12 protein-coding genes and 1 pseudogene are annotated in these 25,020 nt (G+C 45.8%); 4 read left to right on the top strand and 9 right to left on the bottom strand.

Annotated elements, in window-relative coordinates:
• Window positions 1–24 precede the first annotated feature (24 nt).
• The 7 genes from QUA25_RS02705 to treZ form a co-directional block, all read right to left on the bottom strand.
• Window positions 25–3,228, bottom strand: coding sequence for an efflux RND transporter permease subunit (locus QUA25_RS02705; RefSeq protein ID WP_333035361.1), 3,204 nt, complete (start codon window positions 3,226–3,228; stop codon window positions 25–27).
• Window positions 3,229–3,412: 184 nt separating this feature from the next.
• On the bottom strand, window positions 3,413–5,278 hold the full coding sequence (locus tag QUA25_RS02700) for an efflux RND transporter periplasmic adaptor subunit (RefSeq protein WP_333035359.1): 1,866 nt from the start codon (window positions 5,276–5,278) through the stop codon (window positions 3,413–3,415).
• A 270-nt stretch (window positions 5,279–5,548) separates the two neighbouring features.
• The gene (locus tag QUA25_RS02695) at window positions 5,549–6,157 is read right to left on the bottom strand and encodes a PadR family transcriptional regulator (protein ID WP_333035357.1); all 609 of its coding nucleotides are present in this window, start codon (window positions 6,155–6,157) and stop codon (window positions 5,549–5,551) included.
• A 723-nt stretch (window positions 6,158–6,880) separates the two neighbouring features.
• Window positions 6,881–7,393 (bottom strand): DUF4112 domain-containing protein, encoded by a 513-nt coding sequence (locus tag QUA25_RS02690; RefSeq protein WP_333035355.1) that lies wholly within the window; start codon window positions 7,391–7,393, stop codon window positions 6,881–6,883.
• 198 nt (window positions 7,394–7,591) lie between these two features.
• Window positions 7,592–9,508 (bottom strand): molecular chaperone DnaK, encoded by a 1,917-nt coding sequence (gene dnaK / locus QUA25_RS02685; protein ID WP_333035353.1) that lies wholly within the window; start codon window positions 9,506–9,508, stop codon window positions 7,592–7,594.
• A 541-nt stretch (window positions 9,509–10,049) separates the two neighbouring features.
• Window positions 10,050–12,845, bottom strand: a complete 2,796-nt coding sequence (gene treY, locus QUA25_RS02680; protein ID WP_333035351.1) for a malto-oligosyltrehalose synthase — start codon at window positions 12,843–12,845, stop codon at window positions 10,050–10,052.
• Between the two features lie 223 nt (window positions 12,846–13,068).
• Window positions 13,069–14,898 (bottom strand): malto-oligosyltrehalose trehalohydrolase, encoded by a 1,830-nt coding sequence (treZ, locus tag QUA25_RS02675; RefSeq protein WP_333035348.1) that lies wholly within the window; start codon window positions 14,896–14,898, stop codon window positions 13,069–13,071.
• 317 nt (window positions 14,899–15,215) lie between these two features.
• On the opposite strand from treZ, the gene QUA25_RS02670 reads away from it, so the two are divergent.
• Both QUA25_RS02670 and QUA25_RS02665 read left to right on the top strand, forming a co-directional pair.
• On the top strand, window positions 15,216–17,276 hold the full coding sequence (locus tag QUA25_RS02670) for an amylo-alpha-1,6-glucosidase (protein ID WP_333035346.1): 2,061 nt from the start codon (window positions 15,216–15,218) through the stop codon (window positions 17,274–17,276).
• A 208-nt stretch (window positions 17,277–17,484) separates the two neighbouring features.
• Window positions 17,485–18,525: a glucokinase gene (locus QUA25_RS02665; protein WP_333035343.1), complete on the top strand. Its 1,041-nt coding sequence runs from the start codon at window positions 17,485–17,487 to the stop codon at window positions 18,523–18,525.
• Between the two features lie 399 nt (window positions 18,526–18,924).
• On the opposite strand, the pseudogene QUA25_RS02655 reads toward QUA25_RS02665, so the two are convergent.
• Window positions 18,925–20,001 (bottom strand): annotated as a pseudogene (locus tag QUA25_RS02655) (IS630 family transposase).
• Window positions 20,002–20,449: 448 nt separating this feature from the next.
• On the opposite strand from QUA25_RS02655, the gene QUA25_RS02650 reads away from it, so the two are divergent.
• The gene (locus tag QUA25_RS02650; RefSeq protein ID WP_333035341.1) at window positions 20,450–21,190 is read left to right on the top strand and encodes an SIMPL domain-containing protein; all 741 of its coding nucleotides are present in this window, start codon (window positions 20,450–20,452) and stop codon (window positions 21,188–21,190) included.
• A gap of 527 nt (window positions 21,191–21,717) precedes the next feature.
• On the opposite strand, the gene QUA25_RS02645 is transcribed toward QUA25_RS02650, so the two are convergent.
• Window positions 21,718–23,028, bottom strand: coding sequence for a hypothetical protein (locus QUA25_RS02645; protein ID WP_333035340.1), 1,311 nt, complete (start codon window positions 23,026–23,028; stop codon window positions 21,718–21,720).
• Window positions 23,029–23,718: 690 nt separating this feature from the next.
• On the opposite strand from QUA25_RS02645, the gene QUA25_RS02640 reads away from it, so the two are divergent.
• Complete coding sequence (locus tag QUA25_RS02640; RefSeq protein WP_333035487.1) at window positions 23,719–24,900, top strand: F420-0:Gamma-glutamyl ligase; 1,182 nt, start codon at window positions 23,719–23,721, stop codon at window positions 24,898–24,900.
• Window positions 24,901–25,020 lie beyond the last annotated feature (120 nt).

Genomic DNA, 25,020 nt, shown 5'->3' with positions numbered 1-25,020 from the left:
ACGATCGCCTTTTCAACTTACCAACTACAACGGCGATACTTTATCGCGTTCAATCTCCTCGTGGGGAGTCGTTTTCCCATTCAAAATTGTGCCATCCTCGGGAAGATTGTCTAGTCGATCGCGCTTCTTAAAGCGATCGCGAGCCGAGACAACCACCACATACAGAACCGGCACTATAAACAAACTCAAGACAGTAGAAACAACCATCCCCCCCGCGATCGCATTCCCTAGCGATCGCCGGCTAGCTGCACCCGCACCTTCTGGGTTAACCAGAGGAGCAATACCCAACACGAAAGCCAGAGAAGTCATCAAAATCGGTCGTAAACGCTCTTGAGAAGCCTCAACTGCGGCCTTAGCAATTGAATATCCCTGCTCCCGTAACTGGTTCGCAAACTCCACAATTAAAATCGCATTTTTACTAGCCAATCCAATCAACATCACCAAACCAATCTGGCAATAAACATCATTCGCCAAACCCCGCAACGACTGAGCTAAAAGTGCACCCAAAATTGCCAGAGGCACCGATAGCAAAATAATGAAAGGATCGACATAATTTTCGTACTGAGCCGCCAACACCAAAAACACAAAAATCAGCCCCAAACCGAAAATAATCGGTGCTTGACCCCCCGACTCAATTTCTTCTAAAGAACTCCCCGACCATTCGTAGCCAAAACCCGAAGGCAAAACTTGAGCCGACACCTTTTCCATCGATTTTAGCGCCTGTCCAGAACTCGCTCCCGGAGCCGGAGAGCCAGTAATTTCAATTGACCTATACAAATTGTAGTGGTTAACAGTTTGTGCCCCCACCACCGGAGTAATCTTCACCAAATTGCTCAAAGAAATCATTTCATTCTTTCCAGAACGCACATACAATTTCCCAATATCTTCAGGGTTATCGCGAAACTGTTTATCCGCCTGAACATAAACCCGATAATTGCGCTGCTGGAGGTTAAAATCATTCACATACTGAGCACCCAGAGCCGTTTGTAACGTACTGAAAACATCATTAATCGGAATATCTAGAGCCTTAGCTCGATTGCGGTCAACCTCCACAATTAACTGAGGTGTATTCGCCGCAAACGTACTAAATACCGCTTGCAGTCCCGGTGTCTGATTTGCCTGCTTCAAAATCCCGCCCATAGTCTGGACTAAGCCATCTAAACCGCTGTTACCTTTGCGGTCTTGCAATTGAAATTGGAAACCCCCAAATTGACCTAAACCTTGAATAGCCGGCGGATTCACAGGGAAAATTCTAGCTTCGGGAATCGAGAAAAACTGACCCCGCAACTTACCAATAATCGCTTGTACAGTTTGATCTTCTCCGTGACGTTCTTCCCAGGGTTTCAGTGTAGTAAATATAATCCCTTGATTAGAAGTGCTACCGCTAAAACCAAATCCACCCACTGAAAAAGTCCCGACAACTTCAGGAAGTTTGAGGATTTCTTGTTCTACTTGATCCATTACTTTCTGAGTGTATTGCAGCGAAACACCTTGGGGCCCTTGAATAATTGTCATAAAATAGCCCTGGTCTTCTTCCGGGATAAATGCTGTGGGCACTGATAAATAAAGCCAAGCTGTGACTCCCAGAGAAGCGATGAACACGAGGGTGACAATAGTCTTAATTCCTGTGAGAAATATTAAGGATTTTCGATATTGTCGCTGTACCCAATCGAGAATTCCATTAAAACGGTCAAAAACCCAACCTAGCGGTCCCCCAAACTTCGGCCCTCGACGCAGTAATATAGCTGAAAGTGAGGGCGTGAGAGTAATAGCAATAAAGGTAGAAAGCAGAACGGAAAAAGCAATTGTCAGCGCAAACTGTTTATAAAGCGCTCCTGTAGTTCCGGGGAAAAATGCCACGGGTACGAACACTGCCATCAACACTAAAGAAGTCGCAATTACAGCGCTAAAAAGCTCCCGCATTGACTCAAAAGCCGCTTGGCGGGCATTCATCCCTTGGCGGATCATGCGGTCAATATTTTCTACTACAATGATAGCGTCATCAACCACTAATCCCGTCGCTAATGTCAGACCAAACAGAGATAAACTGTTAATCGTAAATCCGAAAACTTTGATAAAAGCAAACGTCCCAATCAAAGAAATGGGAATTGTGATGATAGGAATAAGAGTTGTGCGCCAGTCTTGCAAGAAAACAAAAATTACTATCACCACTAGCAAGACTGATTCAAATAATGTCTTGACTACTTCTGCCATCGACTCTTCTACAAACAAAGTCGTGTCCAGCGCTACTCTATGTATCAACCCCGGAGGGAAAGCAACAGCTAGTTTTTCCATTTCTTTTTTGACGGCATGGGCAACATTCAAAGCATTACTTCCAGGCAGTTGGTAAATCCCTAAACCTACTGCATCATTGCCTCGAAATCGCAGAAATGAGCTGTAATTCTCTGCCCCTAGTTCTGCTCTACCCACATCTTTTAATTTAACTAACGTTCCATTTGTCTCTGTTTTGAGGACGATTTCTTCAAATTCTGCTGGTTCTTTGAGGCGACTTTCAGCACGCAAGTCAATTTGATACATTTGTCCCTGCGGAGCAGGTTCTTGACCAACTCTCCCAGCACCAACTTGCAAGTTTTGTTCGTTAAGAGCGCTCGTTACATCTTGCATTGTGAGACGGCGAGCCGCTAATTTATTGGGATCTATCCATAAACGCATTGCATAGCGTCTTTCCCCAAAAATTCGCACGTCGCCAACACCTTTTACCCGCTTTAAAGCATCTGCTAAATATAGGTCAGCGTAGTTGCTTAAAAATATGGTGTCGTATTCTTTATTTTCTGTAAATAAACCGATCGCTAATAGGAGACTTGTAGATTGTTTTGTAACTGTAACTCCTGTGCGTTGTACGGCATCTGGTAGCTGGGGTTGAGCAACTGCAACTCGATTTTGAACATCGACGCCGGCAATGTCTTTGTTGCGCGAGGAATCAAAGGTAGCTGTAATAGTGCTAGTGCCATCGTTACTACTACTGGAAGTTAGATATTTTAGTCCTTCAACACCGTTTATTTGCCTTTCTAGGATGTTGGTAACGGCATTTTCGACAATTTCAGCACTCGCCCCGCTATAGTTAGCTGTGACGTTAATTTGGGTAGGGCTGATGTCGGGGAAGCGCTCGATCGGCAATGTGGGAATGCTGATTGCGCCTACCAAAATAATAATTAAGGCGCAGACGCTAGCAAAGACAGGTCGTTTAATAAAGAAATCTGCAAACATTATTTGGGTAATGGGTAGTTGTTAGTTGATAATTGCTAATTCCTAATTGCAGGCACTTCGGTCAAAAATTAAAATAGCCCCCTTTTTTATAGCGGAGCAATCAATTAGTTTCACGTAAGGTAGAGAGTTGCGCTTGAGCGCTCTTAATTCCCATCTTAAGAGCGCTCAAGCGCAACAACATACCTTATTTTTTGCTTTCTACTGGTAATTTTTCTCCTGAGCCTTTTCCTTCCTCTTGAGCCATAATCGGAATACCGTCTGTCAGGTTAAGGATGCCTGCGGTAACAATTTTTTCCCCGGCTTGCAAACCTTCGATAACTTGATAATTATTACCTTCAATGGTTCCCAATTTCACGGACTTTTGTCGCGCTACTAAAGGTGGCATTCCAGGTTTTGGCTGTTCCGGCTTTTGAGCTGTGAAGACAAAAGTTTGCCCACCTAAGCGAGTGACTGCTGTTACTGGAACTAAAATGCCGGGATTCTGTTTCCAGATGACTTTAGCTTTTACAAACTGGAGATTAAGCAGTTCGCCGCTGGGGTTGGGAAAGGTGGCTTTAGCTAAAATTGTTTGGGAATTGGCGCTGACGTTGGGGGAGATAAAGCTGATTTGACCTTGGGCGATCGCCTTACCTTGAGCGTCGAGCATTTGTACTGGCAGCCCTAAGCGTAATTGAGGCATCCGTTCCAAAGGAATTGATAACCGCAAGTCTAGCAATTGGTTCTCTGTCAGGGTGGCGATCGCATCACCTTTTTGCAAGTAATCACCTACTTTCACTGGTATGTCGCCGATGACTCCCGCGAAGGGCGCGATGACCGCAGCTTCTTGCAGTTGTACTTCAAAGCCGCGCACTTGAGCGGCGGCCTCGGCAACTTGCGCTTCAGCTTGATCGATCTGTTCTTGGCGAGTACCGTTGGCTAACTGCGCCAATCTGCTCTTGGCTTGTGCGACTTCTGCTTCGGCTTTGGCTATTTCCTCTGGGCGCGAACCGTTTTGCAATTGCCGCAAAGCTTGCCGCTGCTGTTGCAAGGCCGCTGTCCGGCGCTCGATCTCGGCTTGTCTGTTCTTTTGCCGCTGCTCAAACCGCCTCTGAGCTTCTCGGAGATTGGCTTTGGCTGTGCCTTCTTTTTGGGTGTATTGTTCGAGGGTGTTGGCGGATTCTGCGCCTTCTTTTGCCAATGCCTGATATCTGGCAAGCTGCTGGGTGGCTAACTTTGCTTCGGCTGTGCTTGCTTCTATTTGCGCTCTTGCTTGGGCAATGTCTTCTAAGAGGCTACCTGTTTGGGCGTCGGCGAGGTCGGCTTCAGCTTGGGAAACGCGGGCTTGGGCTTGACCAATTTCTTCTGGCCGAGAGCCCGATCGCAGTTGGGCGAGGTTGGCTTGGGCTTGGGCGACTTGGGCTTGAGCTTGGGCGATTTCTTCGGGCCTGGCTCCTGCTTGCAATTCGGCTAAATGGGATTGAGCGCGGATCAGGTTGGCTTGGGATTGCCTCAAGTCTGCTTGGGCGCTCTCGCTTTTCATGCGGGCGATGGCTTGCCCTTTGTTTATGAAGTCCCCGGATTTGACAAAAATCTCCGTGACTAGCCCTTCTACTTCGGGTTTGATTTCTACCGAACGCTTGGCTTCTAAGCTGCTGACAAATTCCGAGGAATCTTGGACTGAGCTGGTTTGTACGGCTGCGAGCTTGACTGGTATGCCTGGGGGTTGGGCTGCTGCTGCCGGTTGCTGTGCGCGATTATGACCCGATTGCCACGAGTACCAGCCGAAACCTGCTGCGCCTGTGGCGATCGCGATCGCGGCAATTAGGGGCCAGCGCGATCGTGGTTTAGCAACACGTTCGGGGCAATCGACAATAGGCGGAAAATCATCCGGTCGATCGCTGTCTCCATCGGTTGGGTGCAGTTCCGGTTTAGCAACAGGTTCGGGGCGATCGGCAAGGGGGGCCAAATCCTGCGCTCGATCGCTGTCTGCATTGGTTGGGTGGAGTTCCGGTGTGGCAGATTTTTGCTCTTGGGCTTCAACGACCGATTCTGGGGATTTAGAATAACTCATGGGCAGCACCACTTAGATTTTTTTAACTTCTGACTTACTGAGACTTTGGCGGAATCTTTGATTCCTCCGGTGCCCCCTCAAACAGAGGGGGAATAAGGACAAGCGCTTTTAAACAGGATGGAATCTGGAAAGTCCCTTTTTAATGGGGTTGGGGTATGTGCAGGGCTTTAGTCCGATCGCAGTTAGTCAAGCCAGGGGGTGATTATTTTTAGGAAAGCTTTTTGTTATCTCTCAAAAGTTAAGATCTCCAGGGAAGATTAGACCTCCTTCTTATGGATTACCTGAGTGGGTGAGTTGGAAGGATTTTTCCTTGGAGTCGGCGGATTCAGCGGAGGTGAGGGAGTCACGCACTCCGGCGATCGCGCTTTTTTCCTTGGCTAGTTGCTCGGTTAACCACTCTATCTCTGACGCCAGCACTGACTTGCAGCGATCGCGAGAGGCGAATTGATAGCCGTCGGTTAGTGGATATTCGCTCTTGAGGCTTTCGATGTAGTCTTGCCGGGTGTAACAGGCTCGCAAGCGGTGTTCCAATAGCTTCAGCCGTTCTTCCGGTTCTAAGTTACCAAAAAAGAAAAACTTAATTCGGAACCGGGAACCACTGTTAACCCAGCTTTCTTGAGGGTGTTCGAGCATTTTTTGCCGCCACAGTTCGCGCCCTTTGGCGGTAATTCCGTAGATTTTGCGCGGACAGCCCGCATCTCCGGCTTCTTCGGCTATTACCGAAATCTCCCCCCGCTCTTCCAAGCGCTTCAGCAGCGGGTAAATCGCTCCGTAGTTGACGCTGATGCAACTGCTCATAAACAGCTCCAGTTGTTGCTTTAGCCGATAGCCGTGCAGGGGTTGCAACTGTAGCAGCCCAAGGGCTGATAATTCAAGCATTTATATCAATTTGATATTATAGTCTGGATTATATCACTATATCGGACTCAAGGGCTATCCGGTCAATACCGAGTTTAAAAGAAATTTTAGAGCTGATATCATATTAAATAATACTTGTCAATCATCTTAAGGTATATTTTTTATTTCAACAAAGGGCGATCGCTTTACTTTTTATTATAAAATCCATTTGAGATATAAAAAGAGTGGGGATTCACCTCAATTTTGGTCAAAGACCAGACAGCATCTCAGTTGTGTCAAAAGTGAGATGCTGTCTGGTCTTTGATGTCTTATAAGTGCTTTAATAAACTTTGCTCAACAGATCCGATTTCTGCCACATATCTCTTCTTGGTAAGAGGCTCAGAACTTTTCTTGGTATGGGTTGGTTAAATTTTAAAACGCTGACACATTTTAGTATTTATTGAAGATTGAGCGCACCCGCTGTTTTTTGGTAGCTGAAACTGATATTATTTTTCTCAATTATTGCAGCAAAAAAAGTGTTGGGTTTGTTTTTACTCGCCCTGTTTGTAATGTACGAATATGTGAGATTTTCGCTCTTTGTTGAGGGATAAAAAAAGCAACGCAGCCTATACGGGTAGTTAAAGCCAGATTTTTTTCCCTGCTATTAATCATCCTCAAAGATGGTTTTTAAGGAATACTTTCCCCGATTAGATGCTATTAAGATGACATAAAGAGAGTGATTTATCTTCAGCATCACACCAAAGATTAACGCCCTGTAATTACTTGAAATAGCCAGCCAAAAAGCATCACGCTCAAGAAAATCACGCCTCCGACAATTAACATCAAACCCAAAAGCAGCCCCGCCACAAATAGCCAGTCGGCTTTTTTCCCAGGTTCAGGGGAACCTAAATGAGCGTCCAGCAATTCTATATTTTTGACATTAGCTTTCCAAGTAACATCCAACAAGTCTCCGGCAACGGGTACAGTACCGGCAAATGTATCAAACACGATGTTAGCAGCCATTTGTACTAAAGTCTCTCGCGGCACTCCCATTTGAGCGGATTTGAAGACAACATAGCCTGCAAAAATTGAACTGATTAAATCGCCGCCTCCCGGTATCAGTCCTAATATTGGATCGAGTCCAATGCGGTATTTTGTGCCGGGAATCGGAATTGCATTGTCTAGTAAATGGCTGATCCGGCGGATTCGGCGCAAGGATGCAACATGAGATTGGTTGGGAGTATTTGGGGAAGAATTTTGTAGAGGAGAACGTGACATTTAATTACTCTCAAGTGCGATATTAATGCTAGTTTATGATATTTATTGAAGCATATTCTAGTTTTGTCTATATGCCTCAAGCAAGATTTTTAGTAATTTTAGCCGATCGGCTTTGGTTTGTTTTTGAATGAACAGAAACCCGGTTTCTGTTCAAAACCGGGTTTCTTGCTTCTAGCTGGGGGCTTTTAATTTAGCCTTTTATTTGTTGCCTTCTGTGAAGTCGGCGTCAATCACGTCGTCGCCACCGCCAGTGGGGCCGCCGTCTCCATAGCCACCAGGGCCACCAGGGCCGCCAGGGCCATCAGTTGGGCCGCCTGCTTGCTGGTACAGGTTGCTGCTGACAGCGTAGAATGCTTGCTGCAACTCGGTTGTTAGGGTTTTGATGCGATCGTCATCTTCAGTAGCTATCGCATCGCGCAAGTCTTTGATCAAGCCTTCAACCTTAGTCTTGTCAGCAGCGGGAACTTTATCACCCAATTCTGCCAACTGCTTCTCAATTTGATAGGCTAAAGAATCGCCTTGGTTTTTGCGATCGATCCTTTCGCGACGCTCTTTGTCAGCAGAAGCATTCGATTCGGCTTCCTTCACCATGCGCTCGACTTCATTGCTGGGCAAAGTAGAAGCACCAGTAATGCTAATCGATTGCTCCTTGCCAGTACCTTTATCTTTGGCAGCTACATTCAAAATACCGTTAGCATCGATATCGAAAGTAACTTCAATTTGAGGTACGCCACGGGGGGCTGGAGGAACTCCATCTAAGCGGAAGGTTCCCAAATCCTTGTTATCATTCGCCATTTCCCGTTCGCCTTGCAAAACGTGAATTTCCACGTTTGTTTGGCCGTCTACAGCAGTCGAGAAAGTTTCCGACTTCTTGGTAGGAATAGTAGTGTTGCGGGGAATGATTTTGGTCATCACGCCACCCAAGGTTTCGACACCGAGAGACAGCGGAGTAACGTCGAGCAACAGGATGTCTTTGACTTCGCCGGAGAGTACGCCTGCTTGAATTGCTGCACCCACTGCGACCACTTCGTCCGGGTTTACCGTTTGGTTGGGGTCTTTGCCAAGGAGTTTTTTGACCAGTTCTTGCACCGCAGGAATGCGCGTAGAACCACCAACTAAGACGACTTCATTAATTGCAGATTTGTCTAATTTGGCGTCGCGGATCGCATTTTCTACGGGGATGCGAGAGCGATCGATCAAATCTGAACAGAGTTCTTCAAACTTGCCCCGCGTCAAAGTCGTGTCCAAGTGTTTTGGTCCGTCTTGAGTCGCGGTAATAAACGGCAGGTTGATTTCTGCTTGGGTAACGCTCGAAAGCTCAATCTTGGCTTTTTCTGCTGCTTCCGTCAGGCGTTGCAGTGCTTGTTTGTCTTTGCGAAGGTCAATGCCTTCGGCTCTTTGGAATTCGTTAGCAATGTAATCGACGATTTTTTTGTCGAAGTCGTCACCGCCGAGGTGAGTGTCTCCAGAAGTTGCTAGCACTTCAAATACGCCGTCGCCTACTTCGAGAATAGATACGTCGAAAGTACCGCCACCTAAGTCAAATACGAGGATGGTTTCGTTGCTCTTTTTATCTAACCCGTAAGCTAAAGCTGCAGCTGTAGGTTCGTTAATAATCCGCAGCACTTCTATACCGGCAATTTTTCCCGCGTCTTTCGTAGCTTGGCGCTGGGAGTCGTTGAAGTAAGCGGGAACAGTAATTACCGCTTGGGTGACAGTTTCGCCGAGGTATTTGCTGGCGTCTTCTACGAGTTTGCGGAGAACTTGTGCAGAAATTTCTTCTGGTGCAAATTGCTTGCCGCGGGCGGGACAGTCTAGTTTAAGGCTGTTGCCAACTTTGAGGACTTTGTAGGAAACTTCAGTGGTTTCATGGGCTACTTCATCAACCCGACGCCCGATAAACCGTTTTACTGAGTAAAAGGTGTTTTCGGCGTTCATCACGGCTTGACGCTTGGCGATTTGTCCGACAAGTTGATCGCCATTTTTAGCGTATGCTACTACAGAAGGTGTGGTGCGACCCCCTTCGGCGTTGGCTATGACGGTGGGTTTGCCGCCTTCCATAACTGCGACGCAGGAGTTTGTCGTACCTAAGTCAATTCCAACTACTTTTCCCATAGGGGTGTTCCGGCTCCAATCTCTACAAAATTTTGGTGTTTTATCTGTGCGATAGTCTGGTTATTCAGGACTGCGATTTTACCTCGCGGTTTACGGGTAGTGAGTCCTGCTTTAATACAGTCTTCGATAGGGTGCTGATCTCTATACTGCGGGCGGTAGACCTTGCGATGAAGGGGTATTTACCGAACCTGTTGGGGGACGGTTGCATCCGTGAGGCTTGCACCGCTACAGTTGTTGACTGCTTTGCTTTTCTTTACTCTTCCCAATGTACGGTGTGCGATCCATTCGGGTATTGTGGCAAACCGTATACGTTGTGTTGTATTTGCCGTCTTATGTATATAAATTTTGTTTGGTTGGTAGGCGCGATCGGTTTTTTGACTTCCAATCAGGTTTAATATCAATTCTGAAAAGGGACACGGCAATGCCGTGCCCCTATCGGTTTACTTCCAGGCTGTGCCTGGGAAGGAATATATTGAGGGAGAGCCTCAAGTCCGCCTGCTGGGAATCTCGGATTATTCGGGAATTTTCCAGCTTTTAATTGCTATTTTTCTCCGATCAGCAGAGCTGCTGGAAAGTAAGTCAGAGCTTCACCAATTGCCAACGTACCGTTACTTTCTACCGCCTGATTTGTAATTGCATCTTTCCAAACCGACGGCATTTGCTCGGATAATTTCAAATTAGTATCTTTCCAAACTTGTTTGCCGATCGGCAATTCTTCTGGTTTGACAATTCCCGTGAAAAACCGGGGAGCAATGACAATAACTGTAGTATCTTCAAAGCTTCTGGCAAAGGCAACAACATTATCTTTAAATGTGCCAACTGCTTGCAGGGGCAGATAGTCGCCTGATTTAAAAACTTGCAAGTATTTTTTTCTCGCAGATAGCGCTCTTGCTGTCAAAAACAACTTAATTCTAGCGTCTTCCCGCGTCGCCATCAAATCTTCAACCAGTTGCAAAATATCAGTCTGAGATCGCTCTTTAATTTCCCGCAAAACCTCGATTCGGCGGTCAAAATCAACGGGACGGCGGTTATCCGGATCGACGTGGCTTAAATCCCAGAATTCCGTCCCTTGATAAATGTCTGGAACGCCCGGAGCCGCGATTTTCAGCAGCGTTTGAGATAAAGAATTGAAAATTCCGTAATTAGCTACTTTTTTGCAGAAAGGTATAAATTTGTTGAGGAACTGATTTTGTTCCGAAGGTTCGAGAACGCTATCGATAAAGGTCATAAAACCAGCTTCGTAGTCGTTATCCGGTCTCAGCCAAGCCGTATAAACTTTGGCTTCGCGGACGGCTTTAATGGCATAATCTTTCAGGCGATCGACATAATCAGTGTTTTCAATTCCCTCAAAGGGAAAAGTGCCGAGCATAGTTTGGTACAAGAAGTATTCGTCATTAATATCAGGAACCATTCGATTCACAAAGTTGACTTTCTTAGAAGAGTTTAGCTCTCTCCAAGACTTGACTTGCTGTTCCCATTCATCGGGAATTTCGGACAAAACGTTAATTCGAGCTCGCACATCTTCGCCGCGTTTGGTATCGTGGGTAGCTGTAGCATTCATTTTGTGCGGCCAAGCGACTTGCTGCTGTTTGTTGAACTCGTGAAAATCTACCAACGACACGCCGAACTGGCTGGGGTTTCCTCCCACTTCGTTGAGGGATAAAAGCCGATAGTAGACATATAAAAGCGTGTCTTCAACACCTTTGGCCATCAAAGGTCCTGTCAACTGCTGGAGTTTCATTACAAAGTGCCGGCGCTGCTCTTTTTGTTCGCTTGTTAGGGTTTCTTCTTCTTCCAGCAACAGCACCGTTTCGATAAATTTAAGTTCCTTGAGAAGTCGCGGTACTTGTTCTTTCGCGTGAGCGATCGCATATTTTACGTAAGTGCGATCGGACTCTCTCAAACCATCTTGATTGATGTAAGTCCGGTAGACTGGAAAAATCGTCAAAACAGCCGCCAATGCTTTTTCCAAACCGGGACGAGTAAAATCATTTCCCTGTCTCGATTGACCGGAGATATTCTTCAAAAGTTGAGCTAGATTGTCTACATCTCCCGCCAAGTTTTTCTCAACAATCAGCCCTTTTTTATCTAAAAACAACTGTTCGTAGGGAACGGTCAAGCGAGTAAATCTATGATATATTTCGCTAAATTGCTGCTCGCGATCGCACCGACAAAAAACGCCGTTTACGTAATTCAAAAAGTCGTAGCCGCTAGTTCCCTCAATCGGCCAATATGACGGCAAATCTTCTTCGTGTTCCAGAATCTTTTCAACAGTAATGTAAGTGTCTCCGGTTTTCTCCCGGAGCCTTTTCAAATATTCTGTGGGGTCGTACAGTCCGTCGATGTGGTCGATTCTCAATCCGGTAAACTTTCCCTCATCAACCATGTCGAATATCAGAGCATGGTTTTTGTGAAAAACTTTAATCTCTTCAACTTTTACCGAAATAAGTTCGTTTACCGTAAAAAACCTTCGGTAGTTAATTTCTTCTGCCCCGACTTTCCAGAAAGACAGACGGTAAAACTGCTCGGAAAGCAAGTCGTCTAGCAGATTAAAGCTTTCGGCATTTCCCTTTTCTCCGTTAAAAACTTTGATATTTTCATCAATGAATTCCTGTACAAGGGGATTTTGATTGTAGAGTTCCCAGAGCAGTCCTTTGACAAAAGCTATCTGATCGTATCGGGTTTTACCTTTAGTTTCTGAAGGTGTATTTTTAATCAAATAAAGAATTCCCAAAAACTTGATAAAATCTGGATGGCGTCTGCCTAATTCCCTGGCTAAATGCCCCAAATTATGACTGATAAATTTAGCATAAGATTCAATTCTTACTGGCAATTGTAAGCTATAATAATTGATGGTCAGCCCAATTTCGCTGTATTTGAGTTGAATCTCGCCATTTTCCAGACACTCTCCATAAAAATTGCCCAGCAGCGGAGCCAAAACTCGACCTCTGAGATGTTCGTAAGCATGATTCCATTCAATATCAAAGTAATCGAAATAGTCGGAATCCGGCCCGTGTTCCAATACGTCTAACAGTAGCAAGTTTTGAGTGTCGTAAGCCATGTGGTTTGGGACAATATCTTGCAGCCATCCCATGTTCCGTTTCTTGATTTCGTATGTGAGGGCTTCAAAATTTTCTGATGTTCCCAATTCGGGATTGATCTGATTTGAGTCAACGACATCGTATCCGTGAGAGCTGCCTTTTCTTGCTTTAAATATCGGTGAAGCGTAAACGTCGGTAATTCCTAAATCTTCCAGATAGCTAAGGATTTGTTTGGCGGATTCAAAGTTAAAACCTGCATGAAATTGAAGCCGATAAGTAGTTGTGGGAATTCTCATCTTAATTTTACTCCTAATTAATTAGTTGGTTGGATTTGTTGTTTAAAATTAGAAATAGTTAGGTTGAGTGGAGAACTAACCCTCCGTTTCACTCCGCCCAAGCCCTTCACTATGAGATTTAAGTGAGATTTGAGATTTTTGCTCCCATCTAAAATCTCAAATCGCCAATCTAAAATCAGTTGTTGGGTTGAGCGGGAGCGAACCCTTCGCTCCGCTCAACCTACTATTTCTGTATTATTTCGTAAAGTGCGAAACTCTGGGGTTTAACAGTCAATTCTTGCTGTGAAGTTATCTTTTCAGGCAAGCTAGAACCTGAACCCATCCATTTTTCATCAGCAGAGTCTAAAATTTTGTGACCGTTGCCTTGGGGAAGTGCAGCTGTAAAGGCTACCTCTTGACTGTTGAAGTTTAGAATGCAGAATATCTGGCTGTCATCTGTCCAGCGACGTAGAAATAAGATTTTTTCCGCTTCAATGCTGGACACTTCTAGACTGTTTTTGTCGAGTTTTTTAAGGGCCGGTATTGTCCGCCGCAGTTGAATCAGATGTTGATGCCATTCCCAAAGGATTTTGTGTTTGCCTTCGGTTTGTTTTTCCCAGTTTAACTTACACTTATCGAAAGTCTCAGGACTCTGGGGGTCGTTAAACTCGCCTCGGCCTTCAAAGATTTTAAATTCTTGTTGTTTGTCTTTGCGGACAGCTTCAATTAAGTTTTCGTCCGAGTGGGAAATGAAGTAAAAAAACGGTGCTTCTTCTCCGTATTCTTCTCCCATAAAAAAGAAGGGAATGTAGGGAGAAATTAAAACTGTGCCGGCTGCAAGTTTCAATCCTTCAAAGTCAACTATTTTGGATAATCGGTCTCCCAAAATGCGGTTGCCAATTTGGTCGTGGGTTTGGGAAAATACTACAAATTTATGACCGGGTTCATCCTTAACAGAATTGCCGTGTTTCCGCTTTCTGTGGGGGGCGTACTGGCCGGAGTAAACAAAGCTTTCTTTGAATGATTTTTCTAGGTGTTCGCACTTGCCGAAATCTTGGTAGTATCGGTCGTCTTCTCCGGTGAGCAAGGCGTGCAGTGCGTGGTGGAAATCATCGCACCATTGGGCGTCTAGTCCGAAGCCACCGAGTTCTTTGGGACGTACAGTGCGGACATCATTTAAGTCACTTTCGGCTATTAAGTAAAGTTGCCGTCCTAGTTCGTGGGAAATCTCGGCTGTGGCATCGGATAGTTCTTGTAAAAAAGGTCTTGCACCAACTTCAAATATTGCTTGAATTGCATCTAATCTCAGAGCATCGATGTGATAGTCTCGAAACCAGTAGAGGGCGTTTTCAATAAAGTAGTTACGCACGCCGTCGCTGTAGGCATCGTCGAAGTTGAGGGGTTCTCCCCAAATCGAGCCGTATTTTGAGGTAAAGTAGGGGCCGAAGTCCCTGAGATAATTTCCTTCGGGGCCGAGGTGGTTGTAAACTACATCGAGAATTACTGAAATACCGTGTTCGTGGCAGGCGTTGACGAGTGTTTTAAAGCCTTCGGGGCCGCCGTAGGAGTTTTGAATGGCGTAGGGATATACGCCGTCATATCCCCAGTTTCGCTCGCCAGGGAATTGGGCTACTGGCATTATTTCGATAGCGTTGATTCCCAATTCTTTAAGTTGTTTTAGCTGGGGAATTATTGCTTCAAAGGTTCCGGCTTGGGTGAACGTGCCGACGTGCAGTTCGTAAATAATCATTTCGGCTAGCGGCACGCCTTGCCAATTTGTGTCAGTCCAAGTAAAAATATTTTCATCTATTACTTGCGACGGGGCATGTACGCCTTGGGGTTGATATTTTGAGGCTGGGTCTGGTCGGTCGGTTTTTCCTTCGATTTGGTAGGTGTAAAGGGTTCCTGGTTCGATGTCTGTAGCTGTGGTTTGCCAATAACCTTCTGCTGATTGTTGCAGGGGTATCAGGCGTTTTTTTGGGGAAACAATTTGGACTGCGATTTGTTTGACGGTGGGCGCCCAAACGGTAAATTCACATTGGTTGTTGCCGAGGTAATTTGCTCCTATCTTCACTTTGAGTTGTTCTCCTTATAAAATAGGTTGGTAGTTCGATCGCCCGACGCGCCATCAAATGCTTTGCCCTTAACGTTCAGCGCCTGTTTAGACGGTAATATTACTTAATATAACAAACAACTAACTTTAGACAGAGGCATCAAAGGCAAAAATTGTGTAATTGGCAAAATTAGCGGTTGGTTGTGTCTAAATTAGAGCAGGAATCGGCACGGGGGCGATCGCCAAATTAACGGTCTGGAAGCGTTAATATTTCTGGTTGATATCATGTCGAAAATCTACCTAAAGGTAGGTCAAAAATCAGCGCGAGTGTGGACTTTATGGTTATGGCTTTTGGACGGGAAATCTGCTGCAATCTCGACTCGGCGGAGTCTCGGGAGTGGTTGGTCACAAACGGGATCGGCGGTTACGCTAGCGGGACGATCGCAAATCTCCTCACCCGCCGCTATCACGGCTTGTTGGTAGCCGCCCTCAAACCCCCGCTGGGACGCACTTTGATGCTCGCCAAGCTGGACGAGACGGCTGTGTATCACGATCGCGCCTATCCGCTTTATACAAACCGCTGGGCCGACGCGACGATGGAACCCCACGGCTACAACTACATCGAAAGCTTTCACCTCGAAGGCACGACGCCTGTTTGGAGGTTTGCTCTCGCCGACGCTATCCTGGAAAAGCGGATTTGGATGCAGCAAGGTGCTAACACAACATATATTCAATACCGCTTGCACCGCGCCTCACAACCGATCGCCCTCGCTGTCAAAGCCCTAGTCAACTACCGCGACTACCACCACACGACGAGCGCCGGCGACTGGCAGATGAGCCTAGAAACCTTGGAACGCGGGGTTTGCGTGACTGCATTTCCCAAGGCTGCACCCCTGTATTTGCTGACAGATGCCGCACCAGAGGCCAACTTTCGAGTCTCTGCGCCCTTATACAATTGGCATTACGGATTGGATCTAGCAGCCGAAAAGCGCCGCGGATTGGATTGCTGCGAGGATCACTTGCAGGCGGCGACTTTTCACATGACGATCGCACCGGGAAGTTCTCTCACATTGATAGCCAGCACCGAGAAAAATCCCGAACTCAATGGCGGTAAAGCTTTAGAAGTGCGCCGCGCTTATGACCGACAACTGCTGCAAAACTGGTCGAAAGTGAGCGAATCTCCCGACTGGATCAATCACTTAGTGCTAGCCGCCGACCAATTTATCGTCAGCCGCCCCCTACCGGAGGAATCCCAAGGCAAAACAATCATCGCCGGATATCCCTGGTTCAGCGACTGGGGCCGCGATACGACGATCGCCCTACCCGGCCTCACAATCTGTACCGGGCGATGGGAAATTGCGCGATCGATTTTGCGGACATTTGCGCGGTATGTCGATCGGGGGATGCTGCCGAACCGCTTCCCGGATGCGGGCGGCGAACCGGAATACAACACCGCAGACGCCACGCTGTGGTACTTTGAGGCAATTCGGGCTTATGTCGATGCCACGGGCGACGACGACCTTTTGACCGAACTCTGGCCGGTGTTATGTGAGATTGTTGACTGGCACTTGCAGGGTACTCGGTATAACATCCGCGTCGATCCCGATGACGGTTTAGTCTACGCGGGCGAAACCGGCGTGCAACTGACTTGGATGGACGCCAAAATCGGCGATTGGGTGGTGACACCCCGGATTGGTAAGCCGATCGAACTCAGCGCGCTTTGGTACAATGCTATACAAGCTATGGCAAGTTTTGCTCGAAAACTGGGCAAGCCTCACAATGAATACCAACAATTGGGCGATCGAACAGCCGCCGGATTCCCTCGCTTCTGGAATGCCTCAACCGGTTACTGTTACGACGTTCTCGACGGCCCCGACGGACACGATAGTTCGCTGCGGCCCAACCAAATATTTGCCGTATCCTTGCCCCTAGACTCGATTCCTCCTCACTCCGCCAACTCCTTGTCAGCGGGGATGCGCCAGGAAACCCGCTATACACCGTTACTGACGCCCATCCAGCAGCGCGCCGTGGTGGACGGCTGCGCTCAACAGCTTCTAACTTCTGTCGGCCTCCGCAGCCTCTCGCCGCAGCACCCGCAATACCGCGGCGCATACGGAGGCGACCAATTGCAGCGCGACAGCGCCTACCACCAGGGCACAGTTTGGGGCTGGCTGATTGGCCCGTTTGTCTTGGCGCACTTACACGTATACAAAAACCCAGCACAAGCGAGCGAATTCCTGGAACCGATGGCACATCATATAAGGGGCGGCGGAGTTGGCAGTCTGGGCGAAATTTTTGAGGGCGACGCCCCTCACTCGCCTCGGGGCTGCACGGCTCAAGCTTGGACTGTGGCTGAGGTGCTGCGGGCTTGGTTGGCAATTAATACTGTGGGTGTTTAAATTAGTAGTGTTATCAATCATTTGGTAATATCGCAAATTTAAGCCCTCAAGAGAATCTCTCTTTCTCTGTCTGTTCTCTTTCTCTGAGTCAAGAGTACCTCTGCGGTTCGTTAAAAAAAAGAGTTCACCAATCTGCCTGTAATTGTTATAAACTAGGTGGGTTATTCGGCAAAGAAATCAAGACAACTACTAATAAAATAGGAGATTTATGGCATTATTATTAGCGGGCGATATTGGCGGAACTAAGACAATTTTGCGGTTAGTGGAAAGGACTGTTAACGGTGAAATGAACGCTCTTTACGAGTTTCGCTATCCGAGCGCGGAGTTTCCCGATTTAGTGCCGATGGTGCAGCAGTTTTTGAGGGAAGCTGCTACGAAATTGGATTTGACGCCATTGCCGGAAAAAGCTTGTTTTGCGATCGCAGGCCCGGTGGTTAATAACACTGCAAAACTGACTAATTTGCCTTGGATGCTGGATGCGAAGCGTCTGGAACAGGAATTAGGAATATCACACGTTAGTTTAATTAATGATTTTGTCGCGGTTGGCTACGGCGTGTGGGCTTTGGACGATCGAGATTTGCACACTTTGCAAGTGGGAAAACCTCGCGAACACGATCCAATTGCTGTGATTGGTGCGGGTACAGGTTTAGGAAATTGTTATGGAATTCCCGAAGCAAATGGTATCAGGGTTTTTTCTTCGGAAGGGGGACACGGTGACTTTGCTCCTCGTTCGGAGTTGGAGTTTCAATTGCTGAAATATTTGTTAGCAAAACACGACATTTCCCGAATATCGATCGAGCGTGTAGTTTCGGGACAAGGGATTGTTTCAATTTACCAGTTTTTGCGGGACAAAAAGTTTGCTCCTGAATCGCCGGAGATAGGGGAAGTTATCAAAAAATGGGAGTCAGAAATGGGTAAAAGTGAGAAGAGTGTCGATCCGGGGGCGACAATTGCACAGGCGGCACTCAAAAAGTGCGATCGGCTTTCGGAACAAACAATGCAAATGTTTGTAGAAGCCTACGGTGCAGTGGCCGGAAATCTGGCTCTGACACTGTTACCTTACGGCGGTTTGTACATAGCCGGCGGCATCGCTGCTAAAATTTTGCCGCTGATTCAAGACGGAGGTTTTATGAGGGCTTTTACCCACAAAGGCCGGATGGATTCGCTGTTAGAAATGATGCCTGTTCGTCTTGTTTTGAATCCCCATGTAGGGTTAATTGGAGCGGCTGTTTGTGCGGCAGGTCTTTAGGAGATTTCAAGTAGAAGTTATCTCATTGATTACTCGGCGTTTGAAAGAGACTGCTGACTCGATCTGAGGGGTGAAACCATCAGGTCGAGTCACAATTAATAGCGAGAATGATTGTGTGATCGTGCACCACATTCAATAATTGATTATGACTCTTCACCCCCGGTACTCGTCATTGATTCCAGAAATCACCGCTTAATAGAGCACGAACCTCCTTTCGGAAAGGAAACCCGTATATGAAAATGCGCGACGAACTCGGAGTCTTCTACTTAGATAGTGATTTTGTTACCTTGTGTCGATCTAACTGCGGTCAAAGTGCTTGCTCTCCAGGGCTATTAGCATTAAGCTATTGCATATTTAAACTGTGATACAAGCATTGCCATTATTTTTGATTTTGCGCCCTCATTTAATTATTAATTCTCGTTCATTTAAGAGGATCTGCAATAAATACTCTAGCTCTTCAATTGATGTAAAAGTTCGAGTGAGTATATATTTTTTGGTTGAATGCCATACTAATTTAATTAAGTTATAGTAGAGGCTGTATTCGGGGAGAAATTCTCAATGAAGATTAGGCATTTCTGTTTCAAGTTTTTTCAGGTACTCTTCTTTCTTATGAAAACTAGCCTTATCAAGAATGATAACTATTGTTGCTCATTTCTCAGCAAATTGTGAGGCTTGATTACTGGCTAATACCATTCATTGATTAGCTCTTCATAAAAGAGTTTTAGCACTTGATAAAACTTATATTAATTGCCTCTTTTGATAAAGTCTACCTACATTTTTTGATACAAATTCCTCCCTGCTTCCATTACATTACCTCTGCCTTTTCTTCGGTCTCTTCTGACCTTTTTTCGGCTTCCTTTTTTACACCTGTTTTTTGTGCTGGTGACTCTTCAACTAAATCCAATGTCGTCCCAAAACCATACCTGTAATCGTTCTGGCGTTTCTTTTTATACTTTTAGATATTTTGCTATCTTTATTTTAAACGCTGTCCTTTTTTTAGGATTTTTTTTGGACTCTAGGCTATACTTAGCGAGCGAGGTAAACATAGTTTTTTTGCTTTAATATCCTCCGAACTTGTCCTACATATAATTTTATTTATGTGAATTATTATAATTATGTTGCTAATCTCTGCGCTGTCCATCTTCCAAAATTATATCCTACTTATTGAGGGTCTTTGTCTAGAGTTTTTAATAATATATGTATATATTTATCTCTGGCTTTTTTGTGATTTCCCTCCATTTTTTATCCATCAAACTTTCTAGATTGTCTGTGTCTCCATTGAGACACTCTGTTGGATACTTTGTTGACTGAGCAACCCAAAAAATCAGCGATTTTAGATTTTGCTTTGCCGTCATTGAGCAATAATAAAATCATAATTATTTCTCGAATATTTGCTTTTTTTCCCTCTATTAAAGCTTTTTGTAGTTTATCTATTTGTTGGGGCTTGAGATGTTTTTTGGGCTGGCATTTTTGTATTGAGTGACTCAACTAAATTTATACCCTATTTAAAGACCCAACAGTTTCTACTGTTTTTGAGTCAATAACAGAGACAGCTTTCACAGATTCAATTGACAACATTTATAATCAGAATATTTTAATTGGACGACCTATGAGATGCGACAAAACTTAACTACTGTCAATATTTATTAAGCATTAAAATTAAAATGAACTAGGAGTTGTGCCGACAGTTTCAGAAACCCGGTGGGTTTCTATATTTATCGTTATTTATCATTGCCAAACCTCTGATTTTGCCTAGAACACCGATTTTTTAGTGGAGCGTCCTACGGACAGTATAATAACTCACAATTTCTTCAGAATTACTGACTATTTTTTTAGTTGCTAAAAATGTAACAACCCGGATATTTAGCAATTTCAGTGGCAAGGTAAAGTATAGCATCTGTTGTATGTGAGGAGAATCAAGTTTATGAGTTCAAATTTGCAACGTCGCGATCGCATTAATTTCCGCAGTCTGGTAACAGCGTTGTGTTTAACCTTAACTCTCGTGAGTTTTGTGAGATTAGATCCGGCGGCGGCTCAAGAACAGCGGATCAGAACGCTGAGTGTTACTGGGCGGGGTGTGGAAGCGATTCCTACAACTCAAACACAAGTGCGGCTGGGGGTTGAGGTGCAGGGGAAAACGGCGGCACAGGTGCAGCAGGAAGCGGCGAGACGATCGTCGGCTGTGGTAGAGTTGCTGCGATCGCGCCAAGTCGAAAAACTCGAAACTGCCGGCATCACCCTCAATCCCATTTATAACTTCGACAACAACCAGCAGCGCTTGACAGGCTATACGGCCACGAATACCGTCAGTTTTCGGATTAATACTGCATCTGCCGGCACTTTGCTTGACGATGCGGTGAATGCCGGGGCCACACGCATCGACGGCGTGAGTTTTGCCGCTGCCGATAGTGCGATCGAATCTGCTCGAAAACAAGCACTCCGCAAAGCAACTCAAGACGCTCAATCGCAAGCGGATGCAGTCTTGAGCGCCCTCAACCTCAAGCGGGGAGAGATTCTGGGCATTCAAGTCAATGGTGCGATCGCGCCGCCTCCAATGTATCGGCAAGTGGCTGGTGCTCGCATGGCTGCTGCTGACGCTACAACGCCTGTGGTGGGAGGGGAACAGCAGGTAGAAGCTTCTGTGACTTTGCAATTTGGATATTAAATAGTTAGGGGTTGAACTGGCCACATCAGCTTGACCCTAACTATTTCTCGATTTATCAAGCAGCTTTTTCTACAAAAAACTTTAGCAGTTTTAACCACTTCTGCCCGTAGTCGAGCAATTGTTCGCCTCCCACACAAATATTTCCGTATCTTCGCTCCCAAGAGGCACAACAATCAAAGCCTAAACAATTTTAGCGCCAAACAAAGTTTCACTCTCAGTAAGTCGGTGGAAAAATTCATAATTAGCTAAGGAAATATTAAGTGGCGCGCTCTTAGTTAAAGTGTAACTGCTCACCGCAGCTTTGTTGCGGTGAGCAGTTACGACAAATGGCTACAATTTGTTATGAACTATGAACGGAATCTCTCCTTCTTCAGGGGGAGAGCTCCTAAATAAATAGACTCTCCGTTAAACCCTAGGCGATCGCATTCCTCCTAAACAGAAAAGAGTGGACTTTTTTCTCAGATCCACTCTCTGTTAAACTCTCTTAGGGCTAGCTTTAACAAGCTGGAGTTAAGTCCTTACTTTACCTAGTCCTTAATGATTCTCTTGTCATGAATGACCACTTGATCCTTGAGTTTAGGAGTGCCGGAGATGTGAATATCCGTATCCATATTTTCCTCGGTGGATTCGGCTAGATATTGGGCAGATGATTTAAAATCATGCGCTGCACGTTTAGCAGATTCGGCTGCATTTTGGGCAGATGATTTAAAATCATGCGCTGCACCTTGAGGAGATGGGGTTGCATTTTGGGCAGATGACCTAAAATCAGGCACTGGAGGTTTAGCAAATTCGGCTGCATTTTGGGCAGATGATTTAAAATCATGCGCTGCACCTTGAGGAGATGGGGTTGCCTTTTGGGCAGATGACTTAACATCATGCGCTGCACCTTTAGCAGATTCGGCTGCATTTTGGGCAGATGACTTAACATCCTGCTTAACATCCTGCGCTGCATCTTTAGCAGATTCGGCTGCATTTTGGGCAGATGACTTAACATCCTGCGCTGCACCTTTAGCAGATTCGGCTGCGCTTTGAGCAGATGACTTAATTGATTCGGCTGCACTCTTGCCAGATGACTGAAGCGATGCGGCTGCACTTTTTATAGATGGCTCCACAGCCTTCGCTGTATCTTTTACAGTCGATCTAAACTCCTTAGTTGCCCCCTCAATTTCTTGAGCTACAGCTTTGGCAGAAGGCTTAACTTCATCAGCCGTACTCTTAATAGAGTCCGCTGCACTTTGTATAGAAGGCTTGACACCTTCGACTGTCTGCTTGACTGAATCTTTTACTTCTCTAATCGTAGGTTTGACTTCCTCGGATGCACTCTTGACTGCATCTACTACAGAAGGCTTGGCTTCCCTAACTGTCTCATTGACAGATTCGGCTATACCTTTAATCGAAGGCTTAGTTTCCTCAACAGTCTCTTTGACTGCTTCTGCTGTAGCTTTGATAGATGGTTTAACTTCCTCAGCAGTTTCCTTTACTACTGTCCCTAGCTCTTCTACAGTGTGTGTAATACCGTCTGCTACGCTGTGTGCTGCATCCCCTAAATTATCTACAGCACGGTTAACAGTATCAGCAGTACCTTTACCAATCATAGCGCCAGCAACTGAGCCTGCTACAGCACCAATAATGCCTCCAGAGCGAGCACCTAGTATACCCCCGACTGCTGCTCCAGCTATCCTCGCACCAATGCCTGAGCCTGATGATTGATCTTCCTTTGATTCTGCATTTTCGTTAGTCTGAACCTGAAGCTGCTGGTTTTCGCTATTGTCAACATTCTTTTCCTGGAAGTCAGGATTGGCTTCAGGCTGCTTAAAAGGCTGGTTATTATCAGTCATAGATATCCTTGGGTATTACTGTTACATTTACTAGGCTAACTATATACTTCTCAGAAAATCTACTGCCTAAGAACTAGATTTGGACTGTTACTTAAGAAGTAGATTATTAAAGGTACTGACCACTACGGCGCTAGCGGCTCGCTGTTCATTCGACCTTGAAGAAGCTGGAGGCTGGCGATCGGACATCTGGAACAGTCTTAGCTTAGCGAGCCAAAAATAACTCATGTATACAGATTTTTTTTACAGATTAAATGATTAATAAATTTTCTAAAAAATGTGGAGTGCCTGTTTATAAATTAGCCTCTAAAAAAATATACAATATGTTTTTTTAGAAAATTCCTACTATTGAATTAAGTGATTTGTTTTGTAGACGTTGCTGGTTTAGGATAGGAAAGGCTAAATAGGTAAGTCAGAGAAATCAGTATCCACAAAGAGTCGGGATTTTCAACTAATTTTTTTCATGCCCTGATTAAGCAAGGTCAGATTTTGGAGTGATCTAACTCACGAGGAGAGCTCTTGGAACAGCAACTTAACCGCTGTAACCACCAGAGGCGATCGCACTTACGTGTAATTGGGCATAAGTTCGAGATCCCCCAACAAACTCAGCACAATCCAATTACTACCGGATCAGCGCTCAAAGTACCCGATATCGACTACAGTAAACACAAAATATTATTGGCGGTAATTAGAGTGATTGAGACTTTAGCAACAGGAATCGCAGCAGCCGGTTCGCTGCTAGCATTGGGCGGATTGGGCCTAGAGTTGAACTATCGCCGGACTGGAAGTGCAAATAAACTAGAACTAACAGCCGGAGAATGGCACTTAGCCATCTCGGAACCCAACCGCTATCTTTTAGTCGGGGAAATGGAGTTCCGCAACCTGACACAGCGGTTTGAGATTATGTTGCCGGAAGTGCGGGCGCAGGTGAAACTGCTGTCAGACGGAAGTTTGGATGGCGTTACTTCCCAGACAAAGGTGATGCCTTGCCACAAAGACGCAGTAGCCAGAGCAGACGATTACTGGTTCGGCTATATTGTTAAAGCCCAAAAAACCACAAAAATTAAAGTTTCTGTAGACATTCAAGGGCAAGATTTAACCAAATTGCAGTCGGCTTGGGTGCAAGTACATTTCGTCACCTACGGCCCAAGTGGCCGCATCCCCAAAGTCCGTAACGTAGTAGTCCCGCTGCAATTTCCAAACTCGGACACCGTACCCATCGCCAGGAATGTCGGAGTTGCAGAAGTCTTGCCGATTCGCACTCACATACTGGCAGAATTGGACAATCCCGTCGAAATTGTCAAGCGGTACGTGCTCCCGCGCGCCCAGAAAGGTGATATTGTCGCCCTCGCAGAAACTCCCCTAGCTTTGATGCAGGGACGCTATCGCCATCCCAGCGAAGTCAAACCCGGATGGGCGGCAAAGCGAGTGTGCTTGTTTTTCTTGCCGATGTCGAGTTTGGCCACGGCTTGCGGAATGCAGACGTTGGTTGATGTAGTAGGCCCTTGGCGCGTAGTAGCAGCATTTGCGATCGGCTCTGTGGCGAAAATATTTGGCAAGCCGGGAGTCTTTTACCAACTAGCAGGGGAACAAGCCAGGCTGATCGATGACGTTACCGGGACTTTGCCTCCCTTCGACCAATTTATTGTCCTCGGCCCCGACAATCCCCAGCAAGTTGTAGAAGAAATTCAACGAGAAACCGGACTTGCGGCGGCGATCGTAGACGCTAATGACTTGAAAGCAGTTAAGATATTAGCAGCGACCTCCGATTTATCGGTAACATTTTTAGAGGAAGCCTTGCGCAGCAACCCCGCCGGGAATGCTGACGAGCGAACACCGGTCGTTGTAATTCGACCTCTGCCACAAAAATCTTGAGTTGAAAACAGAAAATTAAAAATTCAAAAAGATGATTTGCAATTTTTAATTTTCGATCCAGCAAGAAAGGGAGAAGAATCAAAAGTTATAAGTTTTGAACTCAAAATTTACCCATTCAAA

It is taken from the genome of Microcoleus sp. Pol17C6 (genome assembly GCF_036701145.1).
Taxonomy (GTDB): domain Bacteria; phylum Cyanobacteriota; class Cyanobacteriia; order Cyanobacteriales; family Microcoleaceae; genus Microcoleus.
The sequence above is the reverse complement of the archived record's forward strand: the minus strand, read 5'-3'. Positions and strand labels throughout refer to the sequence as shown.